This is a genomic window from Rhizobium sullae (assembly GCF_900169785.1).
Lineage (GTDB): Bacteria > Pseudomonadota > Alphaproteobacteria > Rhizobiales > Rhizobiaceae > Rhizobium > Rhizobium sullae.
The window spans coordinates 15,709-29,849 of record NZ_FWER01000023.1 but is presented as its reverse complement, the minus strand read 5'-3'; the positions used below and the strand labels follow the sequence as shown (position 1 = coordinate 29,849).

Below are 14,141 nucleotides of genomic sequence, written 5' to 3'. Positions count from 1 at the left end.
GCCAAGACGCGGGAAGCATAGCTTTCCATCCATGTCGAATGCGCAGGGGAAGCCGCCGGACGCCGTTCCGGCGTCGGCCGCAAACGAAAGACCGCGGAAAAAAGCAAAGCAACACCGTGGCAGCCAAGGCCGGCTGAATTTATTTGGTCGGAGCCTCGGTGCTCAACAGCGTACGGACTAGCGCGGCCTGGCTTCGCACGCCGGTCTTGTCGAAGATGCGCTGTAACTGGGTACGCAGCGTGTTGACGCTGACCTGGAGCACATCGGAGGCCGCTGCGAGTTCCAGGCCATCGATGATCAGACGCGCAAGTCGGGTCTGTGCTGGTGAGAGGCTGAAGACCTCCCGCGCACAAGCGATCCGGCGTTCGATCGTCTCAGCGTCGTCGAAGGAGATCAGCACCCTGCCATCCTCGAGCAGGACCCAGCAGTAGAGCGACACTCCCGCAGCATCCTCGCCGAGCTTCACGGCCCAGGCCTGTTTCGGCACGACGTTCAATGGGCGCTGGCTCTGCAACTCGCAGAAAGCCGAGCGCACTGCGTCACGCAACCCAACGTCGCGTTCACGCCGCCGGGCGCGCAGCCTTCCGGCGGCGGCGGCCAGGCCCGGATGGCCGAGTATGCGCTCCCGCGCAAGCCGGTTCGTCCAGAGAATCCGCACGTCTGCGTCGACTTCTATCAGCGGGCAGCTCGCCTCCTCGACCGTGCACTCCATCACCACTGCACAGCCGATCTTCCAGACGCCGTCAATCCGGTGAAGAATCCGAAGCTGGCGCTTGCGATCCTCGCCAGTGTCGCTGCCGATCTGGTCGAAAGTCACCCAAGCCATGTCCCGGTCGATGACGACGTTGACCTTTTCCCAGCGGACGCGGCCCGCAAAGGTATGTTTCTCCGGAAATCTCTCCACGATTTTCTTAATCCGTGCAGCGATCGCATCCCAGCCTTCGTCCACCCGCACGCCGAGCGAAACCCAAGCTTCCATGCGTCGGGTGTGGGGCGATTGCACCCAATGGTCCGCCCATGCTTCGAAGTCCCGCTGCAACCAGGCATCGGTCTCGGCGCGGATCACTCCCAGGATCGCCGCCGGGTCAGCCTCGCTGTCTTCCATCTCGCGGCCTCCTATGGCAACGGATCGCAATATAGCATGGCTGGCTCACCAGGGCATGGTAGCGCCTCTTGTCCGGATAAGCCGACCAGAAGCAGGATCATGCCGGCGGTTACGGCGATCGGCGCGAGCAGCCGGACGCTCGGACGTAACAGGTTGGACTTATCGCCGTAGTATTGGTCCTCGGCAGCGGCGCTCATCCGTTGGGGATGGCGACGGCAGCCCATATGCGCGGCGACGAGAATGTGAAAGTCCATTTGCTGCCTCCCGGTTCGGGCTACATCTGGCGCATCCTCGCACGTATTCGGGCCGTGCTCTGTCATGCAAGCGGATGACATCGGGATCGGCTCATGGCTAGTCGCTGGCAAAGAGCCGAGACGGCATGTGGACGATCTGGCGAATAGATCGCTTGGGAAGATTGCTGTGGTGAGATGTTTCGTAAGCATCGAGATCGATGATTCTGGTAGTTGCGTCCACAGATGAACGACCGAACGCTGAATCGCACGACCACGGTCAGCGCAGAGTTGCCGTTAAAGATACTCCCGAAGCATCGCCAAGGCGTTCCCCATCCGGCGACTGCAATCCCCAGAAATGAAGGGACACGCCGACAATCGGCCCCTGCTGGCTGCGGGCCTCAACCGTCTTCGCCCCGAGGGCGTCGATCGGCGGCGTTACCGATCGACGGCGCGGATGGGCCCCGTCAGCAGTAGGATCGCATGCAAATGAATGGCGTTTATGAGAAGGCCCCCGACATCGTTTGCTCGGAACGGTGCAATAGAAAGTGGATTTCAGCAGGCAGGAACCTCTATTGCTGGTTGACAGCCTGTCGCAACTGCCTCAGCAGATCCGAGATCTGCTGGTCTTGTGGTCTCAGTTCGGTCATGCGCTCTGCGAACTTCAACGCGTCCGGCAACCGCTGAAGCTTGAGACTGTATTGGAGCGCGAGGCCCGTCAAATCGGGATCCGAGCCGGCGGCCGCCCAGGCATCGAGCCTGTTCAGCGCGTCTCCCGTCCTTCCGACGGAGTCGAGGGCAACCGCAAGCGTCATCTTGTAGCGGAAGTTCTGAGGATCGAGCCGGATTGCATCCTCCAGTTCCAAAATGGCGTTATCAATCGCCTTCTTGCGAACCAGGGACAGAGCATGCCCGTAACGCAGATCGGCGCGATTGGGCGCGACCGAGATTGCTTCGGCATAGGTTTGCTCGGATCTGTCGGTCTGGCCGGTGGCACGATAGAACTCCGCAAGATTAACCCGTGATCCTTCCAATGTCGGGTCCAGCGAGATTGCTCGCTGAAAGGCGGCCTCCGCCTCTGCCATCCGCTGCTGGCCGAACAGGAAGAAGCCATAGTTGCTCTGCGTTTCCGCAACGTCTGCGTTCGTATCGACGTAGGCACGAAGGTCGTTGACGGCGGCTTCGAAGTTGCCTCGCTGGTTGCCGAAGAGGTCGGGAGGTGTGCTTCCGAGGGCCGTTGCCGCTGCTACGCGCACGGCGCGCGTTTCATCGCTGAGCAGGCGGCCGATCGCCTCCAGCCGGCGCTCCGGCGGAAGGTTGACTGCGGCTTCCGCTGCTCCAAGCCTGACGAGTGGATCTGCGTCCACGGATGCGGATCGAACGTCAGCGGTGACGTCCGCTCCGTCAATTCGGCTCATTCTGGCAACGGCGCTGCCCCTGACGATCCCGGCCTCGTCTTGATCGTTGACGAGCTTGCGGAGTGCGTCCAAAGCAGCCTGCTCGCCATTCGCGGCGCCCGCGAACGCATGGGCGATCGTCGGACGCTTGCGCCATTCCGCTCCGTACCATTTGTCCATGGTTTCCGCTGCCCACGCGTTGCTCTTGCCCGCGTGACAGGTCATGCATGCATTTGGCGTTCCGAAGGTCGCCGACAGATCCGGTCGAGGAATGACGAACGAGTGATCGCGTCTCGGATCGACTTTCATATACGTGCGCTGCGGCATGTGACAGTTGGCGCATTGCGCGCCGGCCGAGCCGACTGGATGGTGGGTATGGCTCGGATCGTCGAACAGTCCGGTCGGATCCTGCTTCGCAAAGCGCTCGGGCTTGATTTCCGAGTGGCATTGCGTGCAGAGCGCGTTGCCCGCAGCCTTGAGGCCGGCCTCATGCGGACGATGGCAATCGAGACAGGTCACGCCCGCCCTTGCCATTTTGCTTTGCTGAAACGAGCCGTACTCGAAGACCTCGTCGAGTATCTGCCCATCGGGAAAATAGAGATCCTCTCGCAGCATTGCCGGGGAGAAGTAATCGAGGAAAGGCTTCCCGGCCACGTGGCCGCTTAGGAGCCTGGTCCGTCTTGCATGGCAGGCAAAACAAGCGCTTGCGTCGGCTTTCGGCAATCCGAACTCTGGATTGCCGATGGAGGAGGTCTTGCCGGACGCCGCCCAGGCGACGTGCTTCGCGCCAGGACCGTGACAGGATTGACAACCGATGCTCGTGGCGACGTAGGTCGACTTGTATTCGTTCGTCGCCGGTTGAAAGCCCGCTTGTGGATCGGTCGAGTGACAGTCGATGCAGGTGCGGTTCCAGCGGTAGAACGGACCCGTCCAGTGATAGGTCGAGCCTGGTTTGGCTGGGGTGTTGTTGCCGAGCCAGAACCACTGCTGTCTGGTTGTGTCCCAGGCGACGTCAAGCGCCTGCAGCCGGCCGCCTCCCGTGTCGACCAAGTATTGTTGAAGGGGCTCATAGCCGAATGTATATTTCACCTCGAACTCGGCTTCCTTGCCGTCCGGTCCGTCCGTTCTGACGAGGAATAGTCCGTCGCGGCGGGAGAACGTCGTGACAGTGCCGTCATGTTCAAACCGGGAATTGTTGAAATCTGCCCGAACGGCGTTTTCGTCGGCTAGCGCCATGGCCCTTGCATGGTCGGATTTCGCGAAAGCGGCCGCCTGATCGCGATGGCAGGACGCGCAGGTCTTCTCGTCGACGAAGCCCTCATGAATAGATATCCGAGGATCCGGGACAGGCATCGCGACATCATTGGTCGCAAGGCTCCCCCGGTCGGATGCGAGCAACACCAACAACAGGAGGATTATCCTTCCAACCGCCGCTGACCGAACAGATGCTGCCACTCAATCGCTCCATCGTACCAGTTTAGGAAACGTCACGCCGCCGCGGCGGCGTGACGGGAATGGGGTCAGTAGCAAGGCGGGTAGGGATAGTAGCCGCATTGCGGGCCGTTGGTATAGTAGGGATAGTAGGGACGCGCCGCTGCCGCTCCGATGGCCGCACCGGCGACCACGCCAGCGGTGACCGGGGCGCCGCGATACCAAGCCCCGTGATAGACGGGCGCATGCCAGTAGCTGCCTCCCACACGGTTGATGTTGGTGTCGCCGATCTGCACGTCATCGCCTCTGAAGCTGCCTCCGCCAAAATCTCCCCCATGAGAACCGCCGCCAGCAAGCTGCCACCGCCAGGCAACATACCTGTCCCGGCAAACGCGGTTGGAGTCCAATGTCACCGCCGAGCCGCACAAGGCCTTAATCTTTGAAGATCTGCTTCCAGTCGGCCTTCATGTCGACAACGGTCCAACCTATGATCGCTGCCGCGTCGAGCGCCTTGTCGAGGCGGCCGAATGCAGTGTCACGGTCGTAGGCATATTCGCGCTCCGCATCGGTGTGGTGGACGAGGACGCCGAGACGCGCGGGCGCACCGCCCATCGTCGTCCATTGCAGCATTTCAAGGTCACCGTCGGAATTGCCGAAGGCCGCAATCGGCCGGCGGCCGATATGCTCGTTGATCCCAACCGGCTTGCCTGCCTTGTCGTCGATGAAGTTGACTTGCGGCAGGCGGTACAAGGTCGGCGTGTCGTCACGCATCCTGAACTCGGTCTTGATCGACGACCCGACAACCTGCTCTGGCGGGACGCCGTAGACCTGCTCCGTCCATGGCCGCATGAACTCAACACCGCCGCCCGAGACGATGAAGGTCTTGAAGCCGTTGGCGCGCAGATAGGCGAGCAGCTCGACCATCGGCTGATAAACGAGTTCGGTGTAGGGGCGCTTGAACTTCGGGTCGCGCGCAGTGGCAAGCCAGTCGGTAACGATCTTCTGGAAGTCGTCGTTGGTCAGTCCGGAATGGGTCGCCATGATGAGTTCCAGGAGACCCTTTTCACCGGATGCGGCCAGCGTCTTCATGTCGCCTTCGAGCACGGCCTTGAACGGCTGCGTGTCCTTCCATTCCGGGTGTTCCGGAGCAAGCGCCTTCACGCGGTCGAGCGCGAAGGCGAGTTGCGTGTACATCGGATGCTCGGCCCAAAGCGTGCCGTCATTGTCGAACACGGCAATGCGCTCTTGTGCCGGGACAAACTCGGGCGAACTCTCCTTCGTTACCTTCTCGACGAAGGCGACGATCGCCGCCTTCGGGGCAGTGTCGTTCCAGGAGGGAAGAGGATCGGTCTGGGCGAGAGCCAGCGGTGCGACGAGCAGAGCCGCGGCGGCAGCCAATATGACGCGACGGGTCAGTTCGGGGAGATCATACTTCGCAAGCATGTGACACTCCGTATTGTTATGTTGGCGACCGATCGCAAATTGCGATCGGCGGCCAGATTGACACTAGCTTCACTGCCCCGCGCGCAGCTTAACTGCGGCCTCGATTTGCGCCTTCACAGCGTCGAGGTTGAAGCTTGCGCCCTTCTGCAGCGGCGGATACTCGATTGCCGTTTGTGCGAGGGCGGCTACCTGCTGTTGGACGAACACGAAGCGCCAGAACTCGTAGACAAACCAGCCCATGAAATTTCCCTGCGCGCCATCCAAAGTCCCGTTTTCCGGATCGCCTAAGCGCTCGAACGGGTCCAGGCGCAGGTTTGTCAGGGTGGGCGCGTTGAGCTGGTTCTTGACGCCGATCCAACCGTGGGGTTGGTCAATGAAGCGATACTTGTAGTCGCCTATGCGCACCGCTCCGAGAGTGCTTTCGCCAAAATAGAATACCTCCTGCCGGGCCGAGGGTCCCTTGCCGGTGACCAAGTCCAGCTGATTGTAACTATCGAGATGGTTCTTGTAGGTTTTGTCGCCGACGGTTTTGCCCTTCAGCAGTTCCTCCTTGATGTTCGGATTGCCGGCAGCGGCAACAAAAGTGGGGAACCAGTCGAGGCCGGAGACGATGCCATTTTCGACCTTGCCCGCAGGCACTTTGCCGGGCCAGCGTATCATCGCGGGGGCACGGAAGCCGCCTTCATAGACGGTGCCTTTTTGCCCCTTGAACGGGGTGTTGCCGCCGTCCGGCCAGGTGAAGGTCTCGGTGCCGTTGTCCGTCGTGAACACGACGATCGTGTTGTCGTCCACGCCCATGTCCGTCAACTTCTGCATGGTTGCGCCCACTATGTCGTCGAGCTGGGCCATGCCTGCTTCCTGAAGCGACCATCCGTTCTCTGAATTGCGCAAAGCCTCATATTTGGGGGACAGATGGGTTACGATATGCATACGTGTGGGATTGATCCACAGAAAGAACGGCTTGTTGTCCGCCTTCACTTTGTCGAGCCATTTGAACGCGATATCGCGTATTTCTTCATCCACCGTCTCCATCCGATCCGGATAAAGAGTACCGGCATCTTCGATCCTCTGCTTTCCGACCTTGCCCCAGCGCGGGTCTACCGTTGCATCGTCGGTTTCGGTCGCAAAGCTGTGAACCATGTTGCGGGGGCCGACCTTGTCCAACAATTCTTGCGGGTAGCCGGGGTGCGACGGGTCCTCCATGGCGTCGAGGTGATAGAGATAGCCGAAGAACTCGTCGAAGCCGTGGACCGTGGGCAAGTACTCGTTGCGGTCGCCGAGATGGTTCTTGCCGAACTGCCCCGTGGCGTAGCCCAAGTCCTTGAGCGCCGTCGCGATGGTCATTGCTTCCGCCGGCATGCCGACAGTGGCGCCGGCTTGGCCAACGGTGGTCAGGCCGGTGCGAATTGGAAGTTGGCCCATAACGAAGGCCGCGCGACCAGCCGTGCAACTCGCCTCGGCGTAGTAGTCGGTAAACAGCATGCCCTCATTGGCGATCTTGTCGAGGTTCGGCGTGCGCCCGGCCATCATGCCGCGGTGATAGGCGCCGATGTTCCAGATACCGACGTCATCTGCCATAATGACGACGATGTTGGGTTTTTCCTGTGCCGCCGCGGGGTCGATCGCTGCAATCGCGGCAAATGCGGAACCCAAAAGACCAAGCCAGACGTTTTTAAATCGATGCATTGTTCAATTCCTCCCAACTGCCCGAGGCGGGGCCGGTGGCCTGCGACCTCGTTGAAAACTGCCCAACTGACACGTGCCCAATTTCGCACTGAGGCGGTCAGAGTCCGGCGGCCCAGGCGTGATCCTAGGCCGCCGTGTAACGTTAGTTGCCGTTCGGCAGTGCGATATTGAAGCCTTCCTTCGCAAGCTGCTCCCGCACCCACTGGAAGCGCTCATAGTTCGAAAGCGTGATCGGACCTGTGTAGCCCATGCTTTGCAGCTTGCGCGGAGGGTATTGCACGTAGGTGGCCATGATCTTCTTCAATTCCTCGCCCATGACCACGCCCATCCAAGTCCGCTCCGTAAAGTTGTTCATGAAGATGTCGTAGCGTTCCTGCGGGTCCTGCCACAGGTCGAATACCTGGGGCACTGTGGCTACGTATTTCTCCGCGCCCTTCCAACCGAGGTTCGAATCGACGGCCAGCCCGCCCGTTGAGGCTCCGTCATCGCCGCGGATATTGAACGCGAACTTGTAATTGTTGACGCGTATCGCGCCGGGCGAGAGCTCGTTTTCCGTAAAGTAGAACCATGATTTGCGGTCCGACTTTCCGTTGCCGAGCAGGATCGGCGACATGTCGTAGCTGTCGAAGATGACGGGTTTGTCTTCGCGGTCCTTGTCGGGCAGCGGCACCCCGCCGACGGCGGCGAAGGTCGCCATCAGATCAAGACCGCCGACGATGTCGTGGTTCTTGACGTCAGGCTTGATCTTTCCGGGCCACACGGCGATCGCGGGAACGCGGTTGCCGCCTTCGCGCAGCGTGCCCTTGGTGCCGCGGAATGGGGTGTATCCGGCGTCCGGATAGACGTCCTGCCAGGCGCCGTTGTCGGTTGTGTAGAAAACCAGCGTGTTCTTGTCCATGCCGGTTTCACGCAGCTTGTCCAAGATCCGGCCGATGTGAGTGTCGAGTTCTACGATCGAGTCTGCATACTTCGACTTCGACAGGGACTTGTGCTGGAACTCGGGGGCCGGAAGGTTCGGCTGGTGTACCTTCATGAAGTTGACGTTGATGAAGAACGGTTGATCCGGCTTCTTTGCGGCGGCATCCAGGAACTCGATCGCCGCCTTCTCAACATAGCCATCGAAATATGGGATGCCGACGACACCTTCCTTGCCGTCGATCACCGGCGTGTCGACGTATTGGCCGTTGATCTTGAAGTCTTCCTTAACCTCGCCGCCAGCCTTGCCGGACAGCGAGCCTTTGGTAACCTTCTGGAACATCGCTCTGAGTGCCGGATCCATGTCCGGGAACCAGGTCGGGTCGGCATAAGTGTAGGCGTTGAGATGATAGAGGCCGACATATTTCATTTCGTCATAGCCCTGCGCGATCGGCAGCGCGTAGTCTGCCTCGCCAAGGTGCCACTTGCCCGTGAAATAGGTCTGGTAGCCGCCTCGCTTCAACACCGACGCCAACGTCCATTCGGCTGCAGGCAGTCCGCCGCCCTGGCCCTGGAAGGCGACCGTCGTCATGCCGCTGCGGTTTGGAATACGGCCGGTCTGCATCGCGGCGCGGCCGGGCGTGCAACTCGGCTGGGCATAGAAGGAAAAGAAGGTCATCCCTTCGTCTGCCAGCTTGTCGATGTTCGGCGTCGGCATGCCGCGGCCCTCGCCGCCGCCATATGGGCCGAGATCGCCGTAGCCTGTGTCGTCGGAGACGATGAACAGGATGTTGGGTTTTGCGGGCGCGTCCTGGGCTTGCATGGATGAGGCTGCGCACCAGGCAATGGTGGAGGAAGCCAATGCTCCCACGCAGCGGATAAGGATTCTGCTGTTCATATCAAATCCTCGATTGGACGTTCGCCTAAGTGATGGCAGCAGATACCGGGCGTCGCCGCGCGGTTGCATGCATCAGGCGAAACGGGCTTTACACTGCGATAAACCGACGGAGCACCTACCCAGTCGGCCGACGCGCATCTTAGTGGATGAAGGTGGTCGCCGATATTGCCCTTTAGGGAATCTGGTATGCGACGTCCCAATCAATGGTAGTATTTTGTGAGATGACATTACACTGCTAAGGTGTTAATGTCGTGCGGCTTTGGGGGAAGCCGGATGAGGTGGGGCAAGCGGTCAGGTCGATTGCAGTGTGCTGGCCTCTTGCTGGCGACCGCCTCATTGATGGTTTCAAACTTCCACGCGGCAAATTCAGGCACATCGATCCCTATCATCGACCGGGTCCCGCGCATCCTTATCCTCTATCCCTACGATGAGAGGCTCGTGGCGACGACGGTTGCCGGAGAAGCGTTGCGTAGCCGTTTGCTGGAAGCGACAGATGGCAAGGTTGATTTGTTTTCCGAGTTCCTGGATCTGTCGAGATTTCCGGAAGCCGACCATGTCGCACGCATGGCGCAATACCTCGCAGAGAAGTATGCCGCGCGTCGTCCCGATGTAGTCGTTGCGCTTGGCAAGGAGTCTGCCAGCTTCATATCGGCAAACCGCAGCGCGATCGCACCCACCGCAAAAATTGTCGCAGCCGGTTTCGGCAACTCCACTGCCGAGAAGATCAATCTCCCGGATGACGTCATCGGCGCCTTCGCGACATTCGACATCCTGAAGACCGCTGAAATGGCCCGCAACCTGCAACCCAATGCCCGACACCTCTACATCATCGGCGGATCGTCCGACTTCGATCGGGGATGGTTGGCGACGGCCCGTGCCGATCTCGGCGAATTCTCGAAATCATACAAGACGACATATTTGGAAGATCTGACGATCGAAGAGTTCATCGAACGTGCATCACATGTGCCTTACGACAGCATCATCCTTGCCTTGACGGTTTTCAAAGATCGGGCAGGAAGGAACTTCATCCCGCGCGAAGCGGTGAGGCAGATTGCAGCAACCGCCAGCGCGCCCGTTTACGGCCCCTATCAGACATACATCGACCACGGCGTCGTCGGCGGCAATACCGTCACGTTCGAGACGTTGGGGCGCACCGTCGGAAACCTCGTCATCGATGCGATCGCCGGCAAGCCGGTGGCGGACGTCAACGCGTCGCAGACATTCATCGTCGATGCCCGGCAACTTCGGCGCTGGGGGCTGCCGGAGAAGGATCTGCCGCCGGGTACCGTCCAGATGTACAAGCAGAAAGGCTTTTGGGAGGAACATTGGCTGGCGGCGACGGGGGTCCTTGCCGTCGTTTTTATGCAGGCAGGCGTTATCGCAACCCTTCTACTCGAGCGACGCAGACGCCGTGACGCGGAGCGCCGGTCTCGCCTTCACCTACTCGAGGTTGTTCATCTCAACCAGTCCGCAACGGCTGGCGTTTTGTCGTCGTCTATCGCCCACGAACTGAACCAGCCCCTGTCGGCCATCCGAAACAATGCCGAAGCCGCCTTCGAGCTGCTGCGAAGCGAAACCCCCAATCTGGAATTGATCCGGCAGATTCTTCAAGACATCCAGGAAGACGACCAGCGGGCAGGCGATATCATTGGCAGGATGAGGGGGTTGCTCAAGAAGAGAAGCGAGATCGACTGGCAAGAGTTCGACCTCAACGACGTCATGTCGAGCGCCATTCGCATCATTCACGGTGAGGCCGAACGCCGGGGCATTACGTTGAAAGCAGCTGAGCCTACAGCAGAGTTACGCGTACGTGCCGACAAGGTTCACGTGCAACAGGTCGTCCTCAATCTGGCAACCAACGCGATGGACGCCATGTTGGATGTCGGTTGTCCCAGGAGAACACTGACGTTCGCGACAGGACTGGCCAACGAGAAGGCCGCGCTCTGTGTAACCGACACAGGCAACGGTATTCCAGAGGAGCGCCTTCCCAGAATCTTCGACCCATTCTATACGACCAAGCAAGCCGGGACCGGATTGGGTCTTTCCATAGCGCGCGCTATTGTCGAGACCTACGGAGGCACGATCTCGGCTTCCAACCGGCCCGAAGGCGGCGCAATCTTTCGCGTTGTTCTGCCCCTGGCTCGGCGGGAGGAGAACGTTTGATGAAGCCGGTCATCCATATTGTAGACGATGACGAGTCCTACCGAACGGCGACTGCGAGGCTGCTTTCCGCGTATGGCCTCAAAGTCGAGGCCTACGAATCCGGCGATCAGTTTCTCTCTTGCCTTTCAGACTGCGAGCCGGGCTGCGTTCTTCTTGACCTGCAGATGCCGGGCCAGAGCGGCTTGCAAGTACAGCGGCAACTGCGGGAGCGGGCACCTCTGTTGCCGATAGTCTTCCTCACAGGCGAAGGAGATATAAAGGCCAGCGTAGACGCGATGAAGGCGGGCGCACAGGACTTTCTGGAAAAACACACATCGACGGCGGTGCTGATAGAAACGATCGAGCGAGCGTTGGCCCAATATGAGAGGCAGCGCAGCGAGCACGAGCGGCGTCAGGAAGAGCGGGCGTTGGTGGCGAGCCTGAGCGCGCGCGAAGCCCAAGTCTTTGAGTTGATCATCCGTGGCCGTCTCAATAAGCAGATCGCTCATGCCCTTGGCGTTTCGGAGCGTACGGTCAAGGTGCACCGCCATCGCGTGATGGAAAAGCTCGGCGTGCGGTCCGTTGCAGAAGTCGTGTCGATTGCAGCCAGTATCAGTCCTGTAGAACGAATCCCTTCTGGGCGGAACGTCCCGGCGAGTTCCCTTTAGGGCAATATCAATCGAACGCCAACACGCCTACTATTAGGGCTATCGTGTATCTCTCACATAGTCACGAGTGGGGGCTTGAGATGGGAAAGCTGCGCCGCACGGTCGCCGTTGTAGACGATGACGCAAGCATACGGCGGAGCGTCGGACGGCTCCTCAACGCCTATGGTTTTGCAGCCACAGAATATGCATCCGCTGAAGCCTTTCTCGCTCAATATGAAAGCATCGACGTTGCCTGCCTTGTGCTGGATATCGATTTGGACGGTGGCATGTCCGGCATGCAATTGCAGCGCAGGCTGAAAGAGGCGCGCTCGAACCTGCCGGTCATCTTTATCACAGCACTCGAAGAGCGACGCCTGCAGGCAGAGGCCGAGTGGGCGGGGTGCATCGCGTACTTGCGAAAGCCGTTTGCCGGATCCGATCTTATCGCGGCAATCAATAAGGCGCTCGGTGTGTAAGCATGGGAAATCTCCGGAATGCAAGCTGACGGACAAGAAACGGATGGTCACGACATCGATGATTAATCGCTTTTTTTCGTCCGAAGCACGCCGATGAGGGCCTTCCCGTCGGTGAAATAGGGATCGCCGCCTCCGTTGCGACCGGTGCTTGTCGCCCCGATGCCATCGATCTCATAGCTCGACAGAAGTTGGCTCGTCTTGAGGAGATCGCCGATAACCAGGTTCCGCTCGGCGTCGATATCCGGGCCGATGTGATGCGTAATCTGCCCGGTGTCGTGACTGAGACCGACGCCACGATCAAAGCTTGCCGAGCCAAACCATAAGGGACGGTTGTCCTCCCCGGTTTGCGTCGTCAGCCAGAAACGAACATGGTTGCGCTCGTCGGCGCTTTTGCCCACAGGCTTCTCGAAGGCCAGGTCCTGCTTTCTTCCCTCAAAAAACAACGGACTGACCGGTGCGTCGAGGTCGGGCCGGTCAAGCACGACGCTCAATCCAATATCGATCGATGTGCGCAAGGTGATTTTATCGGCAGGATCCCACCCGGCGGCCGCAAAGGCACGGACCACATCCTCCTTCGAACCGACGAGACCGACATTGATCGGATCGCCCGGTATGTCTTGCGCGGTGGTCGTGACCATGTCGCCGAGCTTCGCAACGCGGTCGGCATCGCGAAAAATCCAGATCTCGGGAACGACAAAATAAGCAAGCAGCCAATATATGCATAGCAGGACGATCGCGGCGCCCAGCGCCCTGCGAATTTTCGTGCGATGACGCATTGGATTTTGCCCCCAAGTCCCTGCGCAACGGTACGACGAAAATGGAAAGGGTGCATCCAGAAAGTGAGAGACTGCGTGGGATTGAAAATGCTCAAGGAGTATTTATGTTTGCCGACAAATATCAACCAGCGGCTGCGTCTGCGATGCCGTCCCGGGTTCGGGATTTCCGAAAATCTCACTTGATATCTGTATCACGGAGTAATATATAAATTGTCAGTGAGAGTTTTTAAGGATTTGGAGTTCGATGACTGGGCCGATGAGTACGACGTGACAGACGCCATGCTGTGTGCGGCCGCCAAGGAGATCGAAGCTGGATTGGTCGATGCCAGATTGGGCGGCTTTCTTCTCAAGAAGCGAGTGGCAGCTCCGGGGCGCGGCAAGCGTGGAAGCTATCGGACTATCGTCGGCCATCGTCAAGCAGACAGGCTCATTTTCGTACACGGCTTCGCAAAGAACGAGGCTGAAAATATCACCAAGAAGGAGAAGGAAGCCCTTCGAAAGCTATGTGATGTCTACATGCTTGCAGACGACAAAAAGCTCGCGGAAATGATTGAAAAGAAACAGATACTGGAGATTCAGTGCGATGAGCAGGATCCTTAAGAACGTTCATAAGTCTGCTGCGCGACTGCACGAAGCCGGCTTTGTGGACGATGTGACGATGAGGGAGTTCGACGCTCTTTGCCTCCCTCCTCTTCGTGACTACACGCCCGAGGAGATCAAGAAGATCCGAAACGCAAACAAGGTCAGCCAGGCTGTGTTTGCCCAGTTCATCAACGTCAAGAAGATCACCGTTGCCGCGTGGGAACAGGGAACGAAGAAGCCCAGCAGCACGGCCATCAAGATACTTGATCTCGTCGAACGAAAAGGACTGGAAGTGCTGCGATAGCAGCTTGCTGCACGGAAGGATTTGCCCGCCTTGTGCGGGCATTTTCAATTTGGGAGATGGAATAATCTCAATCCAGCATGCGCCGGTGACACCTCAACTGGGCACAAGA

Annotated in this window: 13 protein-coding genes; 5 read left to right on the top strand and 8 right to left on the bottom strand. The window is 59.3% G+C overall.

The genetic code is table 11. From position 1 onward, the window contains the following. Window positions 1–139: 139 nt before the first annotated feature. From BN1800_RS20560 to BN1800_RS20530, 7 genes are all read right to left on the bottom strand, one after another. Window positions 140–1,105, bottom strand: a complete 966-nt coding sequence (locus BN1800_RS20560) for a helix-turn-helix domain-containing protein (protein WP_051336795.1) — start codon at window positions 1,103–1,105, stop codon at window positions 140–142. An 11-nt stretch (window positions 1,106–1,116) separates the two neighbouring features. Next, window positions 1,117–1,359 carry a hypothetical protein gene (locus BN1800_RS20555; RefSeq protein ID WP_037143540.1) on the bottom strand — a complete coding sequence of 81 codons (243 nt, stop codon included), beginning with the start codon at window positions 1,357–1,359 and terminating at the stop codon, window positions 1,117–1,119. A gap of 548 nt (window positions 1,360–1,907) precedes the next feature. Continuing rightward, window positions 1,908–4,187 (bottom strand): tetratricopeptide repeat protein, encoded by a 2,280-nt coding sequence (locus tag BN1800_RS20550; RefSeq protein WP_087000604.1) that lies wholly within the window; start codon window positions 4,185–4,187, stop codon window positions 1,908–1,910. A gap of 65 nt (window positions 4,188–4,252) precedes the next feature. Further along, the gene (locus tag BN1800_RS20545; protein ID WP_342210312.1) at window positions 4,253–4,570 is read right to left on the bottom strand and encodes a hypothetical protein; all 318 of its coding nucleotides are present in this window, start codon (window positions 4,568–4,570) and stop codon (window positions 4,253–4,255) included. Between the two features lie 25 nt (window positions 4,571–4,595). After that, window positions 4,596–5,606: an HAD family hydrolase gene (locus tag BN1800_RS20540; protein ID WP_087000602.1), complete on the bottom strand. Its 1,011-nt coding sequence runs from the start codon at window positions 5,604–5,606 to the stop codon at window positions 4,596–4,598. A gap of 69 nt (window positions 5,607–5,675) precedes the next feature. Further along, the gene (locus BN1800_RS20535) at window positions 5,676–7,292 is read right to left on the bottom strand and encodes an arylsulfatase (RefSeq protein WP_087000600.1); all 1,617 of its coding nucleotides are present in this window, start codon (window positions 7,290–7,292) and stop codon (window positions 5,676–5,678) included. 142 nt (window positions 7,293–7,434) lie between these two features. Next, window positions 7,435–9,105: an arylsulfatase gene (locus tag BN1800_RS20530; RefSeq protein WP_087000598.1), complete on the bottom strand. Its 1,671-nt coding sequence runs from the start codon at window positions 9,103–9,105 to the stop codon at window positions 7,435–7,437. 273 nt (window positions 9,106–9,378) lie between these two features. Here BN1800_RS20530 and BN1800_RS20525 point away from each other — a divergent pair, with 273 nt between their 5' ends. The 3 genes from BN1800_RS20525 (at window position 9,379) to BN1800_RS20515 (ending at window position 12,370) form a co-directional block, all read left to right on the top strand. After that, window positions 9,379–11,268, top strand: coding sequence for a sensor histidine kinase (locus tag BN1800_RS20525; RefSeq protein ID WP_087000596.1), 1,890 nt, complete (start codon window positions 9,379–9,381; stop codon window positions 11,266–11,268). Continuing rightward, window positions 11,268–11,915 carry a response regulator transcription factor gene (locus BN1800_RS20520; protein WP_087000594.1) on the top strand — a complete coding sequence of 216 codons (648 nt, stop codon included), beginning with the start codon at window positions 11,268–11,270 and terminating at the stop codon, window positions 11,913–11,915. Before BN1800_RS20525 ends, BN1800_RS20520 begins: the two co-directional genes overlap by 1 nt. A gap of 80 nt (window positions 11,916–11,995) precedes the next feature. Next, the gene (locus BN1800_RS20515) at window positions 11,996–12,370 is read left to right on the top strand and encodes a response regulator (protein WP_027513018.1); all 375 of its coding nucleotides are present in this window, start codon (window positions 11,996–11,998) and stop codon (window positions 12,368–12,370) included. 62 nt (window positions 12,371–12,432) lie between these two features. On the opposite strand, the gene BN1800_RS20510 is transcribed toward BN1800_RS20515, so the two are convergent. Then, complete coding sequence (locus BN1800_RS20510; RefSeq protein ID WP_087000592.1) at window positions 12,433–13,146, bottom strand: LssY C-terminal domain-containing protein; 714 nt, start codon at window positions 13,144–13,146, stop codon at window positions 12,433–12,435. 216 nt (window positions 13,147–13,362) lie between these two features. Here BN1800_RS20510 and BN1800_RS20505 point away from each other — a divergent pair, with 216 nt between their 5' ends. Beyond that, window positions 13,363–13,746, top strand: coding sequence for a type II toxin-antitoxin system RelE/ParE family toxin (locus BN1800_RS20505; RefSeq protein ID WP_280173965.1), 384 nt, complete (start codon window positions 13,363–13,365; stop codon window positions 13,744–13,746). Beyond that, entirely contained in the window at window positions 13,730–14,032 is a 303-nt protein-coding gene (locus BN1800_RS20500; RefSeq protein WP_027513020.1) for a helix-turn-helix domain-containing protein, read from the top strand. The genes BN1800_RS20505 and BN1800_RS20500 overlap by 17 nt, the downstream gene beginning before the upstream one ends. Window positions 14,033–14,141: the final 109 nt, after the last annotated feature.

What these genes read in the sequence shown, in the direction of transcription:
- BN1800_RS20560 (WP_051336795.1), bottom strand. Translation starts at nt 1,105, where the DNA reads ATGGAAGACAGCGAGGCTGACCCGGCGGCGATCCTGGGAGTGATCCGC.
- BN1800_RS20555 (WP_037143540.1), bottom strand. Translation starts at nt 1,359, where the DNA reads ATGGACTTTCACATTCTCGTCGCCGCGCATATGGGCTGCCGTCGCCAT.
- BN1800_RS20540 (WP_087000602.1), bottom strand. Translation starts at nt 5,606, where the DNA reads ATGCTTGCGAAGTATGATCTCCCCGAACTGACCCGTCGCGTCATATTG.
- BN1800_RS20535 (WP_087000600.1), bottom strand. Translation starts at nt 7,292, where the DNA reads ATGCATCGATTTAAAAACGTCTGGCTTGGTCTTTTGGGTTCCGCATTT.
- BN1800_RS20530 (WP_087000598.1), bottom strand. Translation starts at nt 9,105, where the DNA reads ATGAACAGCAGAATCCTTATCCGCTGCGTGGGAGCATTGGCTTCCTCC.
- BN1800_RS20525 (WP_087000596.1), top strand. Translation starts at nt 9,379, where the DNA reads ATGAGGTGGGGCAAGCGGTCAGGTCGATTGCAGTGTGCTGGCCTCTTG.
- BN1800_RS20520 (WP_087000594.1), top strand. Translation starts at nt 11,268, where the DNA reads ATGAAGCCGGTCATCCATATTGTAGACGATGACGAGTCCTACCGAACG.
- BN1800_RS20515 (WP_027513018.1), top strand. Translation starts at nt 11,996, where the DNA reads ATGGGAAAGCTGCGCCGCACGGTCGCCGTTGTAGACGATGACGCAAGC.
- BN1800_RS20510 (WP_087000592.1), bottom strand. Translation starts at nt 13,146, where the DNA reads ATGCGTCATCGCACGAAAATTCGCAGGGCGCTGGGCGCCGCGATCGTC.
- BN1800_RS20500 (WP_027513020.1), top strand. Translation starts at nt 13,730, where the DNA reads ATGAGCAGGATCCTTAAGAACGTTCATAAGTCTGCTGCGCGACTGCAC.